At 43.6% G+C, this 18,689-nt stretch carries 13 protein-coding genes; 5 read left to right on the forward strand and 8 right to left on the reverse strand.

Annotated features, from left to right (window positions below; translation table 11 throughout):
* The first annotated feature begins 221 nt into the window (after positions 1 to 221).
* On the forward strand, positions 222 to 1,832 hold the full coding sequence (locus AC57BQ_RS22955; protein ID WP_496408478.1) for a right-handed parallel beta-helix repeat-containing protein: 1,611 nt from the start codon (positions 222 to 224) through the stop codon (positions 1,830 to 1,832).
* A gap of 53 nt (positions 1,833 to 1,885) precedes the next feature.
* On the opposite strand, the gene AC57BQ_RS22960 is transcribed toward AC57BQ_RS22955, so the two are convergent.
* From AC57BQ_RS22960 to AC57BQ_RS22995, 8 genes are all read right to left on the reverse strand, one after another.
* A complete protein-coding gene (locus AC57BQ_RS22960; RefSeq protein ID WP_496408479.1) occupies positions 1,886 to 3,424 on the reverse strand; it encodes a YifB family Mg chelatase-like AAA ATPase in 1,539 nt (512 codons plus the stop codon).
* Between the two features lie 135 nt (positions 3,425 to 3,559).
* Positions 3,560 to 3,955, reverse strand: coding sequence for a hypothetical protein (locus AC57BQ_RS22965; RefSeq protein ID WP_496408480.1), 396 nt, complete (start codon positions 3,953 to 3,955; stop codon positions 3,560 to 3,562).
* A 193-nt stretch (positions 3,956 to 4,148) separates the two neighbouring features.
* Entirely contained in the window at positions 4,149 to 5,783 is a 1,635-nt protein-coding gene (locus AC57BQ_RS22970; RefSeq protein ID WP_496408481.1) for a carboxylesterase/lipase family protein, read from the reverse strand.
* 225 nt (positions 5,784 to 6,008) lie between these two features.
* Positions 6,009 to 7,586, reverse strand: coding sequence for a M1 family metallopeptidase (locus AC57BQ_RS22975; protein WP_496408482.1), 1,578 nt, complete (start codon positions 7,584 to 7,586; stop codon positions 6,009 to 6,011).
* A gap of 108 nt (positions 7,587 to 7,694) precedes the next feature.
* Positions 7,695 to 8,798 carry a hypothetical protein gene (locus tag AC57BQ_RS22980; protein ID WP_496408483.1) on the reverse strand — a complete coding sequence of 368 codons (1,104 nt, stop codon included), beginning with the start codon at positions 8,796 to 8,798 and terminating at the stop codon, positions 7,695 to 7,697.
* A gap of 120 nt (positions 8,799 to 8,918) precedes the next feature.
* Positions 8,919 to 10,247: a signal recognition particle protein gene (gene ffh / locus AC57BQ_RS22985; protein WP_496408484.1), complete on the reverse strand. Its 1,329-nt coding sequence runs from the start codon at positions 10,245 to 10,247 to the stop codon at positions 8,919 to 8,921.
* A 399-nt stretch (positions 10,248 to 10,646) separates the two neighbouring features.
* A complete protein-coding gene (locus AC57BQ_RS22990; protein ID WP_496408485.1) occupies positions 10,647 to 11,669 on the reverse strand; it encodes a DUF3078 domain-containing protein in 1,023 nt (340 codons plus the stop codon).
* 488 nt (positions 11,670 to 12,157) lie between these two features.
* The gene (locus AC57BQ_RS22995; RefSeq protein WP_496408486.1) at positions 12,158 to 12,622 is read right to left on the reverse strand and encodes a hypothetical protein; all 465 of its coding nucleotides are present in this window, start codon (positions 12,620 to 12,622) and stop codon (positions 12,158 to 12,160) included.
* Between the two features lie 382 nt (positions 12,623 to 13,004).
* Between AC57BQ_RS22995 and AC57BQ_RS23000 the strand changes: the two genes are divergently transcribed.
* From AC57BQ_RS23000 to AC57BQ_RS23015, 4 genes are all read left to right on the forward strand, one after another.
* Entirely contained in the window at positions 13,005 to 14,969 is a 1,965-nt protein-coding gene (locus AC57BQ_RS23000) for a sensor histidine kinase (RefSeq protein WP_496408487.1), read from the forward strand.
* Positions 14,956 to 15,591, forward strand: a complete 636-nt coding sequence (locus AC57BQ_RS23005) for a response regulator (RefSeq protein WP_496408488.1) — start codon at positions 14,956 to 14,958, stop codon at positions 15,589 to 15,591. Before AC57BQ_RS23000 ends, AC57BQ_RS23005 begins: the two co-directional genes overlap by 14 nt.
* Before the next feature lie 243 nt (positions 15,592 to 15,834).
* Positions 15,835 to 17,079 carry a CehA/McbA family metallohydrolase gene (locus AC57BQ_RS23010; RefSeq protein WP_496408489.1) on the forward strand — a complete coding sequence of 415 codons (1,245 nt, stop codon included), beginning with the start codon at positions 15,835 to 15,837 and terminating at the stop codon, positions 17,077 to 17,079.
* Positions 17,080 to 17,228: 149 nt separating this feature from the next.
* The gene (locus AC57BQ_RS23015) at positions 17,229 to 18,662 is read left to right on the forward strand and encodes a DUF2142 domain-containing protein (protein ID WP_496408490.1); all 1,434 of its coding nucleotides are present in this window, start codon (positions 17,229 to 17,231) and stop codon (positions 18,660 to 18,662) included.
* Positions 18,663 to 18,689: the final 27 nt, after the last annotated feature.

Here is an 18,689-nt window from a genome sequence, read left to right on the forward strand (position 1 = left end):
GGGGGATGTAGGTTAAGCGCTAAGCTATTATAGCCTTTTTATCACGCGTCATCGCTTATAATATTATAAGCAATGACGCGTTTTTTATTGGTCTGATAACCACGGGTAACCTAAACATTAAGACTGACTAATTATATAATCTATTGTTAACGGTTTCGTGAATGGATCTGACTCAATTGCTTTATAAATTTATATCACAATAACTTTTCAACCTATCAATTATGTTCACATTAAATTATTCAACACTAAGGGCACTTCCGTATACATCCGGGAGTGAATTTGTATTTGTTCAAGGCTATTCATCTATAGGTGATGGCGGTGAAGGTATTTTCTTTTGGGACAGCAGCCTTACCGGCGTAACCGATAACGATGGCACTATTATCCTGTACAATGGGACTTCAAGTACAGGGGTTTGGAAAAGGGTATATTCAGGTCCTGTAAATGTAAGATGGTTTGGAATTTCAGGGACCGATAATACCGCAGCTATACAAAAGGCAGTAGGAGCTACCGGTAAAAGTATCTTATATTTTCCGGCAGGAAATTATGCTATATCCGCGACCATTATATTACCCGATAGTATTACAGTAACGGGCGATGGGATGAACTCCTCCATTATAACATCTTCTGTTACTGATTTTGCCTTTTATTACCAGGCGCCTGCTGGTCTGGGTACTTACGAAGCCCCCAAATTTTTCAAACTACAAATTCATGGATACAGCGGAATCAAAATTAATGATGTTGCTAAAGGCTTTAGTGATGGCAGTGATTCACAGCAAGGTTATGTTATGCGTCCTTACATCGAGGAGGTTAATATTTCGGGCACCAATAATACAACTACAGCTAATGGAGGAATAGGCATTCAATGGTCAAAATGTTTTGATGGCGTAATTAATAAATGTTCTGTTCAGAATTTCGATACCGGCATAGATTTTCAGGGAAGTGATTTATGTACTATCAGCAACAATCGCATATTTTCTCCATTAGTAGCAGCTATTAACTTAATTAGTCATACTACTTTTGGCTCACAAACATTAGTTTCTCACAACGATATTTTATCAGCAAGGGGAGGTAGTTATATTATATCCAGCGATCTGGATCCTAAAATTGAATACAATTTGTTTGAACGGATTCCGACAGGCCCGACAATGAATAGTGTATTGAAGTTTTTACCCCCCTCTTACCAGGTATGTGTTACCGATAACCGGGTTGATGTGGCATCAGGCATTGCAACGTATTGGCTTGACTTTTCCGCTATAACCGTTTCTTGTTTAGTTACAATAAGAAATAATTTTACCAGAGGCGTCACAATGGGAAGCTTGTTTTTGAATGCTGGTGGATATCCATATTGGTATAACCCATTAATAAAAGCCGTATTTATATATTCAGGGAATTCAAGAGAAGATGGAGCCCCCTTTAACTCTCAAAAGCAACTGCCTTTATCCAGCAACTGTGTTTATCTCGCAACCCCATCAACGGATGGCCTTACAAATAACAATTACGGATTAACACTAAAATGTATCAATAACGAGTTTATCATGCCACCTATAGCCGCATATGGGTCATCAATAACATTCAGACCGGGTGTAACCGGCCTAATGAATATCTATATCTGCTGCTATGCAGACACTGCCGGACAAGTATTAAACTATCAGCGGTTAAACGGGACAACCGTTATCACCCAAAGTACTGTTGCGCTAACTACAACTCCAACAATTTATCAGCTTTATAGCAACGTTAGTGTTTCCGCTTTAGCCCTTACCTTTTGGAATAACGACCTAACCAACAACTCCTCCATAAGGATACAAAAGGTGTATGTTGACCAGGCAATCTAATTAATCCCGCATAATGACTTCGGTATAATGGCCCGAAGTCATTATGCTTTCAGCTATCCAGCCCAACCTTCCCGATCCAAACTCCGGAAATGGATAGCCTCGGCCAGGTGCTCCAGTTTAATCTCTTCGCTGCCGGCCAGATCGGCAATGGTGCGGGATACTTTCAGGATCCGGTCGTACGCCCGGGCAGAGAGGCCCAGTTTTTCCATGGCTCTCTTGAGCAAGGTTTGTCCGGCAACGTCTATCTTACACAGGTCGCGAACCATTTGAGGGCTCATTTGCGCGTTGGCATGTAGGTCCTGGCGGTTGCCAAAGCGTTCTATCTGTATCTCCCGGGCTGCTATCACCCGTTCGCGGATCAGCTCGCTTTTTTCGGCAGCCCGGTCAGAGGATAGTTCACTGAAATTTACCGGTGTCACTTCTACATGCAGGTCGATCCTGTCCAGCAGCGGACCGGAGATCTTACTCAGATATTTCTGTACCATCCCGGGCGGACAAATGCATTCTTTTTCGGGGTGATTATAATAACCGCAAGGGCAGGGGTTCATACTGGCTACCAGCATAAAGCTCGATGGATAATCGACTGTAAACTTGGCTCTTGAAATAGTTACCCGCCGTTCTTCGAGCGGCTGACGCATTACCTCCAGGGCGCTGCGTTTAAATTCGGGTAATTCATCCAAAAACAATACGCCGTTGTGAGCCAGCGAGATTTCGCCGGGCTGGGGATTACCGCCACCACCAACCAATGCCACATCACTAATGGTATGGTGCGGTGATCGAAATGGCCTGATGGTAACCAGTGCGTCAGCCGCAGCCAATTTGCCAGCTACGGAATGGATCTTGGTGGTCTCTAATGATTCATATAAACTCAGCGGAGGCAAAATAGAAGGCAATCTACGGGCTAACATCGTTTTACCCGCTCCCGGCGGACCAATCAGTATCACATTATGGCCACCAGCCGCTGCAATTTCCAGTGCGCGTTTGATGTTTTCCTGTCCCTTCACTTCGCTAAAGTCACTATCGTAATTGCTCAGGCTGTTATAGAACTCCTCACGGGTATTTACCTTCTCGGGCTCAAGGTTCAGGTCGCCATTAAAAAACCCTGCAACCTCTTTAATGTTATCCACTCCATAAACCTCCAGGTCGTTTACAATGGCTGCTTCGCGGGCGTTTTGTTTGGGAAGAATAAATCCTTTAAAACCATCTTTACGGGCTTGTATAGCAATAGGAAGTGCTCCTTTAATAGGCTGCAGGCTTCCATCCAACGACAATTCGCCCATGATGATATACTTATCCAGGTTTTCCGGCTCCAATTGGCCTGAGGCTGCTAAAACGGCCGTGGCAATGGTAAGATCATAGGATGATCCTTCTTTTTTGATATCCGCCGGAGCCATATTTACGACCACCTGCTGCCGGGGCATCCGGAAACCCGTATTTTTAAGCGCCGATTCAATCCGGAAATAGCTCTCCTTTACGGCAACATCAGGCAGGCCAACTATAAAATATTTGGTTCCCGCCGCTATATTTACCTCAACTGTTATGGTAATAGCCTCTATACCATAAACCGCACTGCCAAAAGTTTTAACCAACACTGTGATAAAGTTTATTCAATGCGTAAGATAAATATTTTTAATCAGCAGAAGAAAGAGGTGAGATATTAAATAAGTGCACAAAAAAGCCTGTCATCTGCTGGTACAAAGATGACAGGCGCATATTGTGATCTTGAATTAGGCTACCCGTGCAATAACCATCAAAAACCCGCAGGATGCAATTACACAGGCCAGTATCATAACCGACCATGCTTTTTGATGGTGTTTGCTTATTTTTTCAAAGGCGATATTGAGTTTATTAAACCGCTTATTGTTTAACAATATAAAATAGTTTAACAGAAGCGCGCCAACTGCCCCCAGCAATATAAATGTGCCGGACATAGGATTAACATTAAACCAGCTCGATTTTAAACAAAGCTGTGCGATCAACATCAAAGTGGTTAACAAGATAATGAGCAAAAAATTCAGCCCAAAAAGCGAATTAAAGCGGGGTAAACTACCCTGACCGAAATTTTTGAAACTCCATCTGTAAAAGCTTACATACACGGATTTATAAAATCTTGCAGTGTTCATAGGTCGTTGGTTTAAGGTTAATAATGGCGTTTGGTAATATTATATATCGAAATAACGCATTTTTTCAGAATTTTATTGCGCCAAAACAAATATTTTTTATCAATCCTCTATTTTTATTAAATAAATACCCTTTTCACCTGAAAAATGAAACTGTTGCAATTAATCTTTAATGATCAGTAAAAAATGTCAACTATTATTTAGCAGCGGCCATCTGTAACAATACCTGGTCATGGTGATATTTTACTTCCGACTGGTTATCGAACACCATAGCTGCTCCATTTTTTTCGGTATATGCGGGCCAATTAGGTAAACCTTTTGCATTGGGGTTTCCAGTACGCGCGAAATTTATCCAGGCCTGGCTTATTTTAGCTGCTAACGAGTAGGCCTCTTTTCCACCTCCTGTAAACTCCTCGCAACGACTGATATTATTAAACTGAAAAGCAATATCCATACAATGTACCGATTTGTACATACCATCCATCACCGGCGACTGCCAGGCAAACTGGTACATATAAACAGGAGCGCCTCCAGGTACCACCGATTTGGCATTAGCCTGTCGCACTGTTCCTGGTCGGAAGGTAGTCAGGTCGATATCAATGTAATCGGCTGGTTTTACGGTGTTTGGATATGCCTTTTTAACTTCGGCCATATAAGCGTCGGTTTTGTCGCCATATTTTTTCTGTAGATACGCTTTAGCCTCATCCAAAGAAAAACCCGCGATAGCCGGGTTGATGAGCGAGGCCATAAATTCATTTTTGGTAGACCCTACTAACAACGGTATATTTTTGGAAAGCTCGATAGCCGCCGGGTCTGTCATATTATAGGGCAAAAAGTTACCATCAATACTCGGCTCCCACATCAGTCCGAATCCACCAACAGGCTTACCTTCAGCTTTTAACTGTTGCTGCACTTTTACAAAAGCTTTTTTACAAGCCGCGCTCAAACGCTCATAAGGCATGGATTGCAATGAGTCAACCTGGCTGGGTTGCAGATTCAATACCTCCAGCACAGCCGCACCAATGCGTTTAGAAACATCGGCCGCCATAAAATCGCTGCGGTAGCTGCCGCTTTCCACAATAGCTTTTTGAAACAAGCCTTTTGCCGATGGCGCGTTCATCAGCGTGCCTACTTTGGCACCACCGCCTGATTGGCCAAAGATGATTACATTATCCGGATCGCCGCCAAAGCTGGCGATGTTTTGTTTTACCCATTGCAGGGCCGATACAATATCCATCATGCCCACATTGGCCGAAGCCCTATACTTATCGCCATAGGCCGACAAGTTTAAGAAACCCAATAAGTTTAAGCGGTGATTGATAGATACCACCACCACATCGCCCTTTTTGCTCAGATTTTCGCCATCGTAGGAGGGAAGTTCAATAGCAGAGCCGGCGCTAAAGCCACCACCGTGCAGCCAAACCATTACCGGGCGTTTCTTTTGATCATTGATACCGGGTGTCCAAACATTAAGCTTCAGGCAATCCTCATTCATATAGCCCCAGTTGTGGTTAAAACCAAACTCCAACAGATCATTTACGGTGGTGGTAGGATCTATGGGACAAACTGCTCCATACGTCAGGGACGCGCGAACTCCCGACCACGACGCAGGTTTTTCTGGCGCCATAAATCGCTGTGCTTTAGCATAGGGAATGCCTTTATAGGTAAAAGTGCCAGTATGGATATATCCACGAACCTGCCCGTTGTCGGTACTGGTTACTGCGATATCTTTTCCGGCTAAAATGGCGTCGCCGCTATTGCCCTGGCACCATCCATAAACAGGCAACAGGCATAGGACTAAAACAGCCCAAAGTGTGGAACGTTTTTTCATAACTTATCTGGTTTAGTATAATTGGTTTATAAATCATGGCTTGTAGAAAGCCGAACAACAACCAGGAATGATACTACAGATAAGCAGGGGCTGGATAACAGAATTGGTCTGTTTAAAACAAGATCTTTTCTATAATTATCATTGTGTTTGTTTAACACAATGATAATTATAAATTCTTATAAATCAAGGGGAAATAAAGAACTTTTCTACCTTTTCCGTATTGAACTATTGAGCCACAATGTTAAATGAGGCTAATACATTTACATTGGGATCGACCACGATAGCGTCGGGATTTGTTTTTACCGAGACCTGGGCCGAAGTGGTTTTATCTTTTACCTGAATATGGAATACCTCCCCGTTAATAGCAACATCCAACGGGAACTCATATAAATTATCCTGCTTTTGCTCAACACTGATACTAACCAATCCTTTGTCTGCATCATAATGCCAACTTATGTTCAGATCCGGGTGCCCGGCCTTGCGAAGCCATTGGTTAAAAAAGGGTTTCAGATCCTGGCCGCTAACCTGTTCCATTTCCCGGCGCAGATCATCGGTATTGGCATTACTGCCACGGTATTTGGCATAATAGTTTTGTATGCCTTTCCAAAACAGGTCATCACCCAATTTGCGGCGAAGCATGTGCAATACCCAGCTTCCTTTTTCGTAACTGTTGGCATTAAGCAGCTGCATATAGTCGCCTTTCACCGCACTGTCCACTACCGGGGTAAGTCGTTTTTTCTCAAACTGAAGCACCTTTTTACGATCGGCTATCAGGCGTTTTTTCAGCGTATCGGTGCCATATTTATTTTCCAGGTACAGATTGGTCATGTAGGTAGCAAAACCTTCGCTGAGCCAAAGGTGCCAGAAACTTTTTTCGCTGGCACCATCGCCAAACCATTGATGGGCAATTTCGTGCGCCATTAACTCTTCAATACCCGGCGAGGTTACCGATTCTTCAAAGTAAAAAATCGCGCTGGCATTCTCCATGCCCCCAAATATCGTTTTTGATTGCACATTGGCCAGTTTTTCATAACTGAACGGACCAACATTTTTTATAAAGAACGGCAGTATATCTTTGGCCACAGCATAGCTTTTAAAGCCTGCCTCCTTACTCTCCGGGAACACATAAGTATACACCGGGATATTCCCTGCATCGCCCGGGTGATCAATAGCAAAAGCGGCGACACCTATTACCATTACCTTGGTGGGCAGTACAACGGCCTCGTGCCAGTGCGTTAGTTTCAAATGATTAGGTAATTGCTGCTCTTTTATTTTCAGGCCGTTGGATATTACCTGGTAATGATCGGGCGCGGTTACCACAAAATCAACCGAGGCTTTATCGGCCGGAACATCTACGCAGGGCAGCCAGTTATGGGCCCGATTTGGCCAGTTATCCCCAAAAAAAGTGCGGTGACCAAAGTTATTGGTGGATATGATCAAGCCATCGGCAGGAACACCAGCATAACTTATCTTATAGCTGTGCAGGCTGCCTGTTTTGGCGTTTGTATATATTTTAACCGCAGCGCTATCCTGTACAAACTTGAGTTTCTTTCCTTTTTCGGTAACTGATGATACCTGCATCCCTTTACCTTCAGCATTCTTTTTAACCAGATCGAGGTTAAATATTGAAGTGTTCTTCAAAAATTTAACGTCCACCGTAGCCTGCCCCTTGATGTTATTATCAGCATCGCTTAATTGCAGGGCAAAGTTATAGTGCTGTACATCAATAACTGCACCGGGAACTTGTGCTTGGGCGGCCATGCTTAAAATTAAAAGGGCCGAAGATAGTATCGTTTTACGCATATATTTTAAATGGAAGATAGCATCGTGTGTTACACAAAACTAAAATAAAAAAACGGCCAAACAGCTCCCGGTTTATATTTAAAAACGATGTTACCTGTTGGTGATATACTATTTTAATAATGCCCTAACCCTGGTATCAAAATTCACTTTGTTGATCCCTATTAAAGTATCAATTGCCGACAGATAATTCTCATCGCCCTTGCCACAATTGATCAGCGCTATGATTCCCGGCATACCCTTTTTTTGTTCCACTTCATCCGCTATTAAACCCGCAATTACCGACCGTACCTTTGCCATTGAGTTAAAGACCACCGGGTTGGTGGTAAACAGATCGTATAAATTTACCTGCGGACGCTGTCGCACATATTGTTTTAATTGTTCAACCAGTTGTTTTTGTAATATCATTTCGCCGTTTTCATCGGTGTAATACGCGTTGCCCCAACTATAAGCAATGCCTTCTTCGGCGGCCGAGTTACGGGAGCCAGTCCTGATCTTCGCTGCGTAATAATGAAAGGCGTCATGCGAAAAATCTTCATTGTTCATGATCGAAAAAATACAGTTCCCATCAACACCATAACCATCTTTGGTTTTGCCATTTGATGCCCGGTCATATTCGTATCCCAGCAACTGCAACACTTCCTGATAATTGGCACACATATAAAAATCCATTACTTCGGGCGACAAGCCTAGTCTTTGAGCAATAAGCGCATTGTTTTGGTTAAACCTTTTCGCCCGCGCAACATTAAGCTTATCCTGATAATGGTAAATAATACGACCAACGGTTTTGGTCTTCCATGTACGTGTGAGGTAATTAACAGGCAACGTAAAAGTGATCTGTTTTTCCTCATCCAGGGCTATCAAATTAAAAATAGTTTTTAATTGATTATCTCTGCTTGTAATGGCTACGGTTACAAAATATTGCCAGCCTGAAACCGGGTATAAATTGATTAGTTCTTTGTGATCCGGAACAGCATTCGGTTCTGTTTTTAACGATTTCAGGATCGAAATGCTAAGCGCTGCTTTATCTTTTGAAACCTCGTTCCCGCCTAGTTTATTGGTTTCTATTTTGGCAAACAGACTGTCCAGCGAAGTTATGATCCGGGATCTGAGTGGCTCTGCTACCTCACTATGCAGGTTTTGAGCTACCGAAATAGTTTGCCCAAATGCATGGCCGGTAAAAAACAAAAGTAAAATGACGGATAGCTTTTTCATTGCTCATATTTTACTAAAAATACACATTTAGGTATATGGCTATGGTATAACCCGAAAAAAGCTGCGACAAGGGAATTTTTTTGTCTTGGGAAACCCCGCCAAAGAGGCGGGGTTAATAATTTACATTTTAGGCATACGGCGCATCATGCTGGCCATGGCTGCCGGGTTGCTCATTTGTTTCATCACCTTTTTCATGTCGTCAAATTGCTTCATGAGGCGGTTTACCTCGGCCAGATCGGTACCGGAGCCTTTGGCTATACGGGTACGGCGGCTTTGATTAATATTTTCAGGGTTTTCTTTTTCAAAGGGGGTCATGGATTGGATGATGGCTTCGATGGCTTTAAAAGCATTATCGTCAACCTCCACATCCTTCATCATTTTGCCTACACCTGGTATCATACCCATCAGATCTTTCATGTTACCCATTTTTTTGATCTGCTGTATCTGGCTGTAAAAATCGTTAAAATCAAACTTGTTCTTGCGGATCTTCTTTTGCAGTTCGGCGGCTTCCTTCTCGTCAAACTGCTGCTGCGCACGTTCTACGAGTGATACCACGTCGCCCATGCCCAGGATCCGGGAGGCCATACGATCGGGGTGGAAAACATCCAGCGCTTCCATTTTTTCGCCGGTACCGATAAATTTGATCGGCTTGTTCACTACCGATTTGATCGATAAGGCGGCACCACCACGAGTATCACCATCCAGCTTGGTTAAAACCACACCGGTAAAGTCCAAACGGTCATTGAATGTCTTGGCGGTGTTCACCGCATCCTGACCGGTCATAGAATCCACCACAAACAGGATCTCATGCGGATTAACCGCTGCTTTTACCTGCTCAATCTCCACCATCATGGCCTCGTCAATAGCTAAACGACCGGCGGTATCAATGATCACCACATTGTGGCCGTTCTGTTTGGCCAGGGCAATACCCTCACGGGCAATAGCTATCGGATCTTTTGATTCGCGGTTGGCATAAACGGGGATACCTATCTGCTGGCCTAATACTTCCAGCTGGTCAATAGCCGCGGGACGGTAAATATCATCAGCAACCAGTAATGGTTTTTTGTTTTTTTGTGTTTTTAAGTAGTTGGCCAGTTTGCCGGTAAATGTTGTTTTACCCGCACCATTCAAACCTGCAATGAGGATGATGGTTGGCGTAGCCGGGAAAGTAAGCTCGGCAGTAGTGCCGCCCATCAGCTCGGCCAGCTCATCGTTCATGAGCTTGGTAAGCAGTTGGCCTGGCGAAACGGCTGTTAATACATTCAGCCCCAGTGCTTTTTGCCTTACGTCATCGGTAAAGGCTTTGGCGGTTTTATAGTTAACGTCGGCATCCAGAAGGGCTTTGCGTATCTCCTTCATGGTTTCGGCCACGTTTATCTCAGTAATAGTTCCCTGACCCTTCAGGACCTTGAACGCCCTGTCGAGTTTATCCGAAAGATTTTCAAACATTATTATACAGTACTTTAATCTTTAAAGGTTACAAAGGTATGATTTTGAAATATATCCGTTGAATTATTTTGACCCTGAACACGCATTTTGAAAAGAGCTTTTACATCAGGTCAACAAAAACTTTTTAAACCTCAAATTTTAACACTTTTCTGCTCAAAAACGGGGTAAAAACAGCTCAAAATTCGTTCAAAACACCCCATTTTAACACTTTTTAACAAATTTCAAGTCGGTTTTGAGTGGTTTTTGAAACTTTAAAAAGTATTAATTTACTGATTATCAAATAACTATATACCAAACGGTCGATTTTTGGCTTCTTTTTCTCTTTAACAGAACAGCCCGGTTTCCTTTGTTTGGGAACCGGGCTGTTGTTGCATATCAAATATACGAAATTTATTCTATTTACGGAAACTTATACAACATCCCCAGCGCCAGGCCCTCTGTTGCCTGTACATCTTTTTGGGTATGCCTATCATAAAGCATGGTGCCGTTAATGGTTACGTTGATAAGCCTGTTTACACGAGCCGATAAAACCATATCGATACGATGGGTTATAAATTTCGTTGATTCGCCATAAGGGATAAACAGGGCGTAACGCGTATTTAAATGGATATTTTTCATGATATCCTTATCAAACAAGGCTACAATCTGAAATGCAAGGTCGTTTTTTACCGTCTTCAGCGTATCCACACCATAGTTATCTGTTTGGAAATGGTGAATGTCATGATCAAGCACAAAAGTTTGCCTGGCCGTACCAGTACCTAAACGCAGATCAAAATAACCGGTTGGCTTATACTCAAAACCCAACGCCTCGGTTAAATAACCCGGCGACATAAAATTGGAGATATACTGAGAGCTAAAAGTGCCGTTGCCATTATCCACATAATTATAGCCTTTATCAAATTGCGACTCAAAGGTTAACGATCCAAATAGGTACCAATGTTTGGATAATTGCGAGGCAATCTTGTTGTCAAAGTAAATACGGTCGTTGGTTTTGCGTTTGCCCTGGCCTTTGTTTTTGGATACGCCATATTGCAGGTTCAACTCGGATACGTAGCTAAAAGGAGCTTTATTATATTCGGTATGGTAAATAAAGTTGGTACCTAAAGCCACCGCGTTAACACCACCCGCCGCGTAGTTATTACTAAAAGCCGACTGGCTAAAATTCAACCCAAAGGTGATGGCCTTTTTCCAGTAGTTCACCTTATAATCCAACATGGTTAATGGCACCTGGGCCCTTTGCAGCTGAACAGGCCGTACGCGGGTTGGGATAGCGTTTTTACGGGAATCTATCCGGAGTTTATTGATCTGCGCGGTATCAATTTTAACTGTGTCGCGCTTCAGGGAGTCGGTTTGTTGTGCTTTGGCGTTGAAGCCCAGGGCTATTAATGCCAGAAATGGCAGTACAAGTCGGGTTTTAAACATAGTGAACAAATTAAAGCAAAAAATCTCCTTTTATAACAGATTAATAAAAAATCGGGGTGATGGTTTTAAAAAATTGAGATTTTAGCGAGGGGATGGGGAAATTATTACGGGCGTCATTGCGAGGTACGAAGACAACCGACCGGAGGAAGCTCATTAATTCCATGAAAAACAAACACAACATTAATAATCTCTATGCTGTACAGAGCAAACATGAATAGTTGACCGGCCTGTGTAGAGATTGCTTCGTACCTCGCAATGACGCTTGAAGAGAAAGAGGTGAGGAGAGGGCGGTCCAGCGAAGCGCAGACCGGAAGGGTCGGCTCAGCAACTGGTCAAACAACAATTCAATAAACCCCACCCCCAGGGAAGGGAACTAAAAAAAGACCTATATCCGCCAAAGGCTTTTTCCATCAAATAAAAAACCCCGGGCCTCGCGTCCGGGGTTTTTAAGATAAAGATGTTGTTATTGATAAGGATAGGCTGTTTCGTTAATTATCGGCAGTATATTGAAATGAATCCGAATAAGATGCCGGAGTAATTGTTTTATTGATGACAGCCCGCGGTTTTCCATCAACTTCCGGTTCCAGTTTATACGAAAACGTATGACCGTCGGCACCGTCACCGATTACGGTAACACTACTTACATATAGTGGTACAATGGTTTCAATTACTACTTTCCCGGCCCTGAATTGCGCATTAGTAATTTCGATGCCCCGTTGATTGTTTTGGGCTACCCCGTTTACTTTATAGATGGTTGTGGTTGATGTTTGTACATCGCTTCCTGAAACTTGCACCGTAAAATTATCGGCCGCCGTAAGACCGGTGGTGGTTATCGAAAACTTCATGTGTTTTTGGTTTGCGGATGGATTGGGGTCATCTTTCTTTTTAGAGCATCCGCTAAAAATAAATAGACCAAGGGTAAGCAGGTTTACCCATAAAATTGCTTTTTTCATAAGAGTTGTTTTTAAATTGTTTGTGATTGATTAATTATAAATTTTTCTGTATCCATAGTATTATTGGATATAGGCAGGCCTGTTTTCCTAATCGGGTTAATTGTTCTTATTTATCATTCATTCCTCAAAGCATTTTCAATCTTTTTGTCGGCGGGTGCCATGTTAGGGAGTAGGCGTTTCAAAAGTAGGCCGGGTTGCAAAACCAATCAATCGGGTATATCCGGTATTTTTTTATACCTATAGTTAGGTATTTTTAATGTTTTGCAAATAATTCAACTTTGCATAAAGGAAATTTCGTGGAGGTATTTGGATAAAAGAAAACATTACCATTAAATTTAGGCCCCTAATAATCCTTCATCTACCACCGGTTATCACAAACCAAATGAAAACATATTACAGCTTTATTATTTTTATGGCTATTGCCATGGGCAGCAGGGCGCAGCTCCCCCTCAACGGAAAGCATTATGCCGATAGCATCCACCGATCCTTAAACAGCGCTGTATCCGATAGCGCGAAAGCCCGGAGCTATTTCCTGCTATCCGATTATTTTATCCGCACGGCAGATACCACAAAGTCCCGTCAGAATTTGCAACAAGGAGTGAAGTACGCCGGAGGGAATAAATATCTGCGGTCTGTTTCGTTGGTTTATCGAGCCGGGGCCATGCCTGCTCACTACGCAGATTCTGCCGCCAAAATGTTTTTACAGGCCGATAAGGAGCTGCAATCGTTTAAAACGGTCGACGCTTTTTCTGTACGGGCTAAATGCTGGCATGATTATGCCCGGATGCTGCAATTTACCAGTGACGACCTTGAGAACTACGTAAACATCATGCTGAACAAAGCAGCCCCACTGGCCAAACAAGCCGGCGACCGGGCTTATCTTGGTAAAATTTACCTGGATGTTGCTTTTGCATTTAAAAACCTAACGGATTTTAAAAAGGCAGATGAATACCTGATCCTTGCTATCAAAACATTGAAAAACGCTCCCGGATCGTCATCATACCTGGCATCAGCTTATCATACCATTTCCGAAAACTATTCGCTTTCGGGCAAATCCAAACAAGCCGCTGCTATGTTGGATAGTATGCGGGTTTTACTGCAACCCTATCCCGACTCCGACGCCTGGCTTGATTACTATGCCGGCGAAGGCATGCGGCTTACCATAGCTGAGCAGTACGAACAATCACTTGCCGTAATTGGCAAGGGTATTGCGCTGGCGCAAAAACTCGGGCAGGCTTACCCCGAGCAGCGCTTGCTGATGCAAAAATTTTATGCCCTTTATAATAAAAAGGACTTTAAGCAAGCAAAAGATGTGGCGCTCGACCTTACCCACCGCTACCCGTATATGACTCAGGCGGCTAACCGTTCACAGCTATTTTATTGTCTGGCATTAACCAACGAAGACCTGAAGGATAAAGCCGCCGCCTATGACTGGATGAAACGGTACGCTGCTTTGAACGATAGTCTTTCGCGGAGCACCCTGCAGGCCAAAATAAATGCGCTGGACATCAAATACCAAACCGCCGAAAAGCAGAAAAAGATCACCAAGCTGGAGGCCGACAGGCAAAAAGCGGTACTTACCAACTGGTTGCTCGGCATAGCCAGTATTACCTTGCTGATCATTACGGCGTTTTTGATCTACTATTATCGCAACAGTAAAAAACTGGCGCAACAGAAGGAGTTAAATCATCAGCAACAACTCAAAGAAATAGAACAGCAGCAGCAATTAAAATTTACGCAAGCCATGCTTACGGGCGAAGAGCAGGAGCGGCAGCGCGTAGCTCGCGATCTGCATGACGGCCTGGGGGGTATGCTTTCGGGTATTAAAATAAAACTTTCGGGGCAGGCCAAAGCGGGCGGGCACCAGGAACTTGATGGGGTGATACAGCAACTGGACCATTCGGTAACCGAGCTGCGGCGCATAGCCCGTAACATGATGCCCGAAAGCTTGCTGCGCCTGGGCCTGGAAACCGCCCTGCGCGACTTGTGCGAATCGTTGATGAGCGATCAGACGCAGATCAAATTTCAGGCCTATGATATCCGGAAAGATATGCCGGCGGCTATCCAGGCTAACATTTATCGTATTGTGCAGGAGCTTTTATCAAACGCGGTGCGGCATGCGCAGGCTAGTAAAATCATATTGCAATGCAGCCAGAATGCCGAGATATTTTTAATAACCATTGAAGATAACGGTATTGGATTTGATACCACGGCTGGTTTAAACGCCGAGGGAATTGGCTTTAGTAATATCAAGAACCGGGTGGATTACCTGAAAGGGAAAATGGATATAGAATCGGTGATCAACGAAGGGACCACTATTAACATTGAATTGAATGCAGCAGGATAAAATTATACTCGCCATTGTTGATGATCACCCGATGGTGATTGAGGGTTTAAAATCATTGTTAAAACCCGAAACGGCTATTTATACCACTGTAAGTTTTACAAAAGGGCGGGAGTTTATCTCCTTTTTAAGTCAGAACGAGGTAGACCTGGTATTTCTGGACATAAGTTTACCCGATGCCAATGGCATTGAATTGTGTAAAGAGATCAAGAAAATTTCGCCCAAAACTATTGTGCTTGGTCTGAGCAATCAAACCGAGCGGAGCATTATGCTGCAAATGCTGCAGAGTGGGGCCAGTGGTTATCTATTAAAAAATGTATCGCCCGATGAATTGCTCACCTGCATACAGGAAGCGCTGCATGGATTGATCACTTTTAGCCGGGAGGCCAAAGAGATTATGGGCCGTCCGTCAAAAGCCGGGCTTAATGAGGTGGCATCCATCACCAAAAGAGAAAAGCAAATTTTGCAGTTACTCGCCCAGGGTAAAACCACTGCAACCATTGCCACCGAACTATTCCTGAGCCCCCTAACGGTTGATACGCACCGAAAAAACCTGCTGCAAAAATTTGAAGTAAAAAATACCGCCGAATTGTTGATGGCCGCCGTGCAGCAGAAGCTTTTGTAGGGGTAATAGCTCATAAAAAACTTCGATTCCAGGAGGAGTGTCATGCTGAGCGCCGTCGAAGCATAGTGTAAGGGCCTCTACGCGCCCCCTTCGACTAGGCTCAGGGTGACACCACTTTTTTAACATTATTTATCCTACTACCTTTGTCACATTTATACTGCATTTTCCCGCCTTTAACAATTTGCTAATATCAGTGGTGTAAGTTGGCACCCAAATACCATAAATGGTTAGATATTAATACAAATGAGCACCTTTTTACAAAAATTTCATCCCGGCAGCCCGCTATTCAAGCGCATTTCTGGTACTGCATTAGTCATCTTCCTGGCCTGCTCCAGCAGTTATGCACAGACTCTATCACCATCAGCCCATAGCAATCCCTGGGCTCCCGTTACTCCTGAGGTATTGCCTCCAATTGCCAGCCTGAGCAAAGGCGTATGGCTTAAAGGCGAATTGCATGTACACTCCCGCCACAGTAAAGAATCATCAAACAATTCCATCGCTAAGATCCTCGCTTTTTCTAAAGCGGTGGGTATCGACTATATCTGCATCACCGATCATGATAACCACGTGAATGGCGACGTAGCGCATAACACCTGGGCCGACCCTGAGTTTAAGTCGGACTCGATATTGCTGCTGTATGGCGCAGAGTGGACCACCGTTCGCGGCCATGGTAACGCGTTTTCGGCCAAACCCTATGATCACCAACGGCTGTATGACGTGCGCGACCAGCGCGATGTGGTGGTTGGCGCTGTCAAAAAAGAGCTGGGGATCCACCTATCGGCCAATCACCCAAGCGGGAAGGACCATTTTGGATATTCATACGATATGGTTAACTCCATCGAAGTCTGGAACTCGGCCATCTGGTCAAAAAACGCCAACGCCATCATGATCTGGGATGATATGCTTTCCTCTGGTCGTAAACTAACCGGCAGGGGAGGCAGCGATGCACATCATGGCACACCCGAAGGAACAGAGCAACCGACAAAAAACACCTACCAGGCCAAGGCCAATTATGTAGGCACGCCTACCACCTGGGTATTTGCCACGGCACGCACCTCGCAAGCTGTAATAGATGCCCTTACTAACGGCCGGGTTTGCGTAAGTTCAAATCCATATGCGCCCAGGGTTGAGTTTTACGCTGATATTGATCAGGATGGTAAAATGGATATGATGATGGGCGATAATACCAAAGCTACTGGCAAGCCTGTGAAATTCCAGGTTCGGTTAACCGGGAAAACCGTTGCCGACTCCACCTATACGGTTAACGTCATAAAAAATGGCGACAAATTCGGCACTTTCCAGGTAAGCGGCAAAACAGCTTCGGTGGAGTTTACCGACACGCCGCAGGCGCAGGGCCGTAGCTACTATCGTGTGGAAGTGCAAGGTCCGCCAACCGCATATCCGCAAGTTCCCGGGTCAATGGCACTAAGCGGCAATATGGTGGGTTTGTCAAACCCCATCTATTTTAATTTCGATCCTAATTTTTGATCGGGCTCATGCAGGGTGTTTGTTATGGTAGCGGTATCATAATTCAGCGGTAAGCTATTACAACAATTGCGCTAATCAGAAGTTAAATGTACTGTTAAGATAATTAACTTTGCCGCCAACTCTTTTTACCTGTTGTGAAACTACCCTGCATGATTAATATTCATACTTTTTATTTAAAGCTCCGTAAACAATTACACTATATTTATTTGCTTTATGCCATCCCCATGGTTTATATGGCCGCGGCTATGATCCCGCCATTTCAAAACCCGGATGAGCCCAACCATTTTATGAGGGTCGAGCAGGTTTCAAGGGGCGAGCTCGTCCCTTCTTTTTATTATAAACATCAAGCCGATACGAATAAAAGATCGGTACCCTCCGATTCAACGATACTATATCCTAAGCCGGGGGGCTTTAAAACAGATAAAGGCATACTCACAGGCGTTGCTCTTTTTTACCCCATACAAGCAAACGCTAATGCTAAAGTTAACGACCATCTGTTTCATTCTGCCAAAGATGTTAAATGGGGCTCTGGTATAGCCTATTCAAATTTTGGCAATACCGCTATTTATACCCCCTTAGTTTACACCATGCCCGCCTTAGGCGTTGCTTTGGGCAGGCTACTCAACCTGTCTGTTATTAAAACTCTTTTTATTTCAAGACTATTCAATGGGGCGCTTGCCATAACTCTAAGCTTTTTCGCTTTGTTATTGGCCAGGCGAAGTAATATTTTGCTTTTTATTGTTTTACTTTTTCCAATGACCATTGAATTATTCGCGTCGGTTAGCCAGGACGCTGTTTTAATTAGTTGTTCCTTTTTATTGGTAGCCATTATTGATCATGCTGAGTTTGGAGAAAAACCCCAATATAGGCAATGGCATATTTATGCCCTAATCATACTGATGGCTATTATAGGAATGGCCAAACCTCCTTACGCACTATTTTCGACCGTTTTTTTGTTTCTGAGATTGAACCCGAAATTAAAAGGCCTGCTTTTAGGAATCCCCTTCCTGATCATTGCTACATGGCTTTATATAGATCGTATTAATTTAGCCGTGATATTCGCTCCCCCCGTCCTTCATGTCAATGCAAAACTTCAGGTTTTACACATTTTTCAGCATCCGTTCAGATTTGCAGCAATGTTTTTTGATGTTGATAAAGACGCGGTTTTTTTCAACATTAAATCATTTATTGGTATCCTGGGCTGGCTCGATGCTAATTTTTCACAGTTTTATTACATCATGGCATTTTCCATCCTGTCTGTCGGGTTCATTATTTATGCCCGGTTTAAAAAAGATGAACATTTTGCGCTTCGAATAGCTTTTCTTATCGCGGTATTGGCTTCATTAATTGCCGTAATGTCTGTTCAATATATCACCTGGACAGCGCTGGATTCCCCGGTTTTAAGCGGGATGCAGGGCCGGTACCTGTTACCCATTTTTCCATTCCTAGCGCTGGGGCTGATCAACCCAACCTTATCCAATAAGCTGTACAAATTTAAACCAGTCGCCACTTATTTAATCATTATATTCCCTTTAGTTACCACCATAAATTTATTGCAATTATTACTGTCAAGGTATTATTAGCCGCATAGATCATTTCAATAAAAAAAG

Source organism: Mucilaginibacter sp. BGA-UO-ETr-C110 (assembly GCF_059567985.1).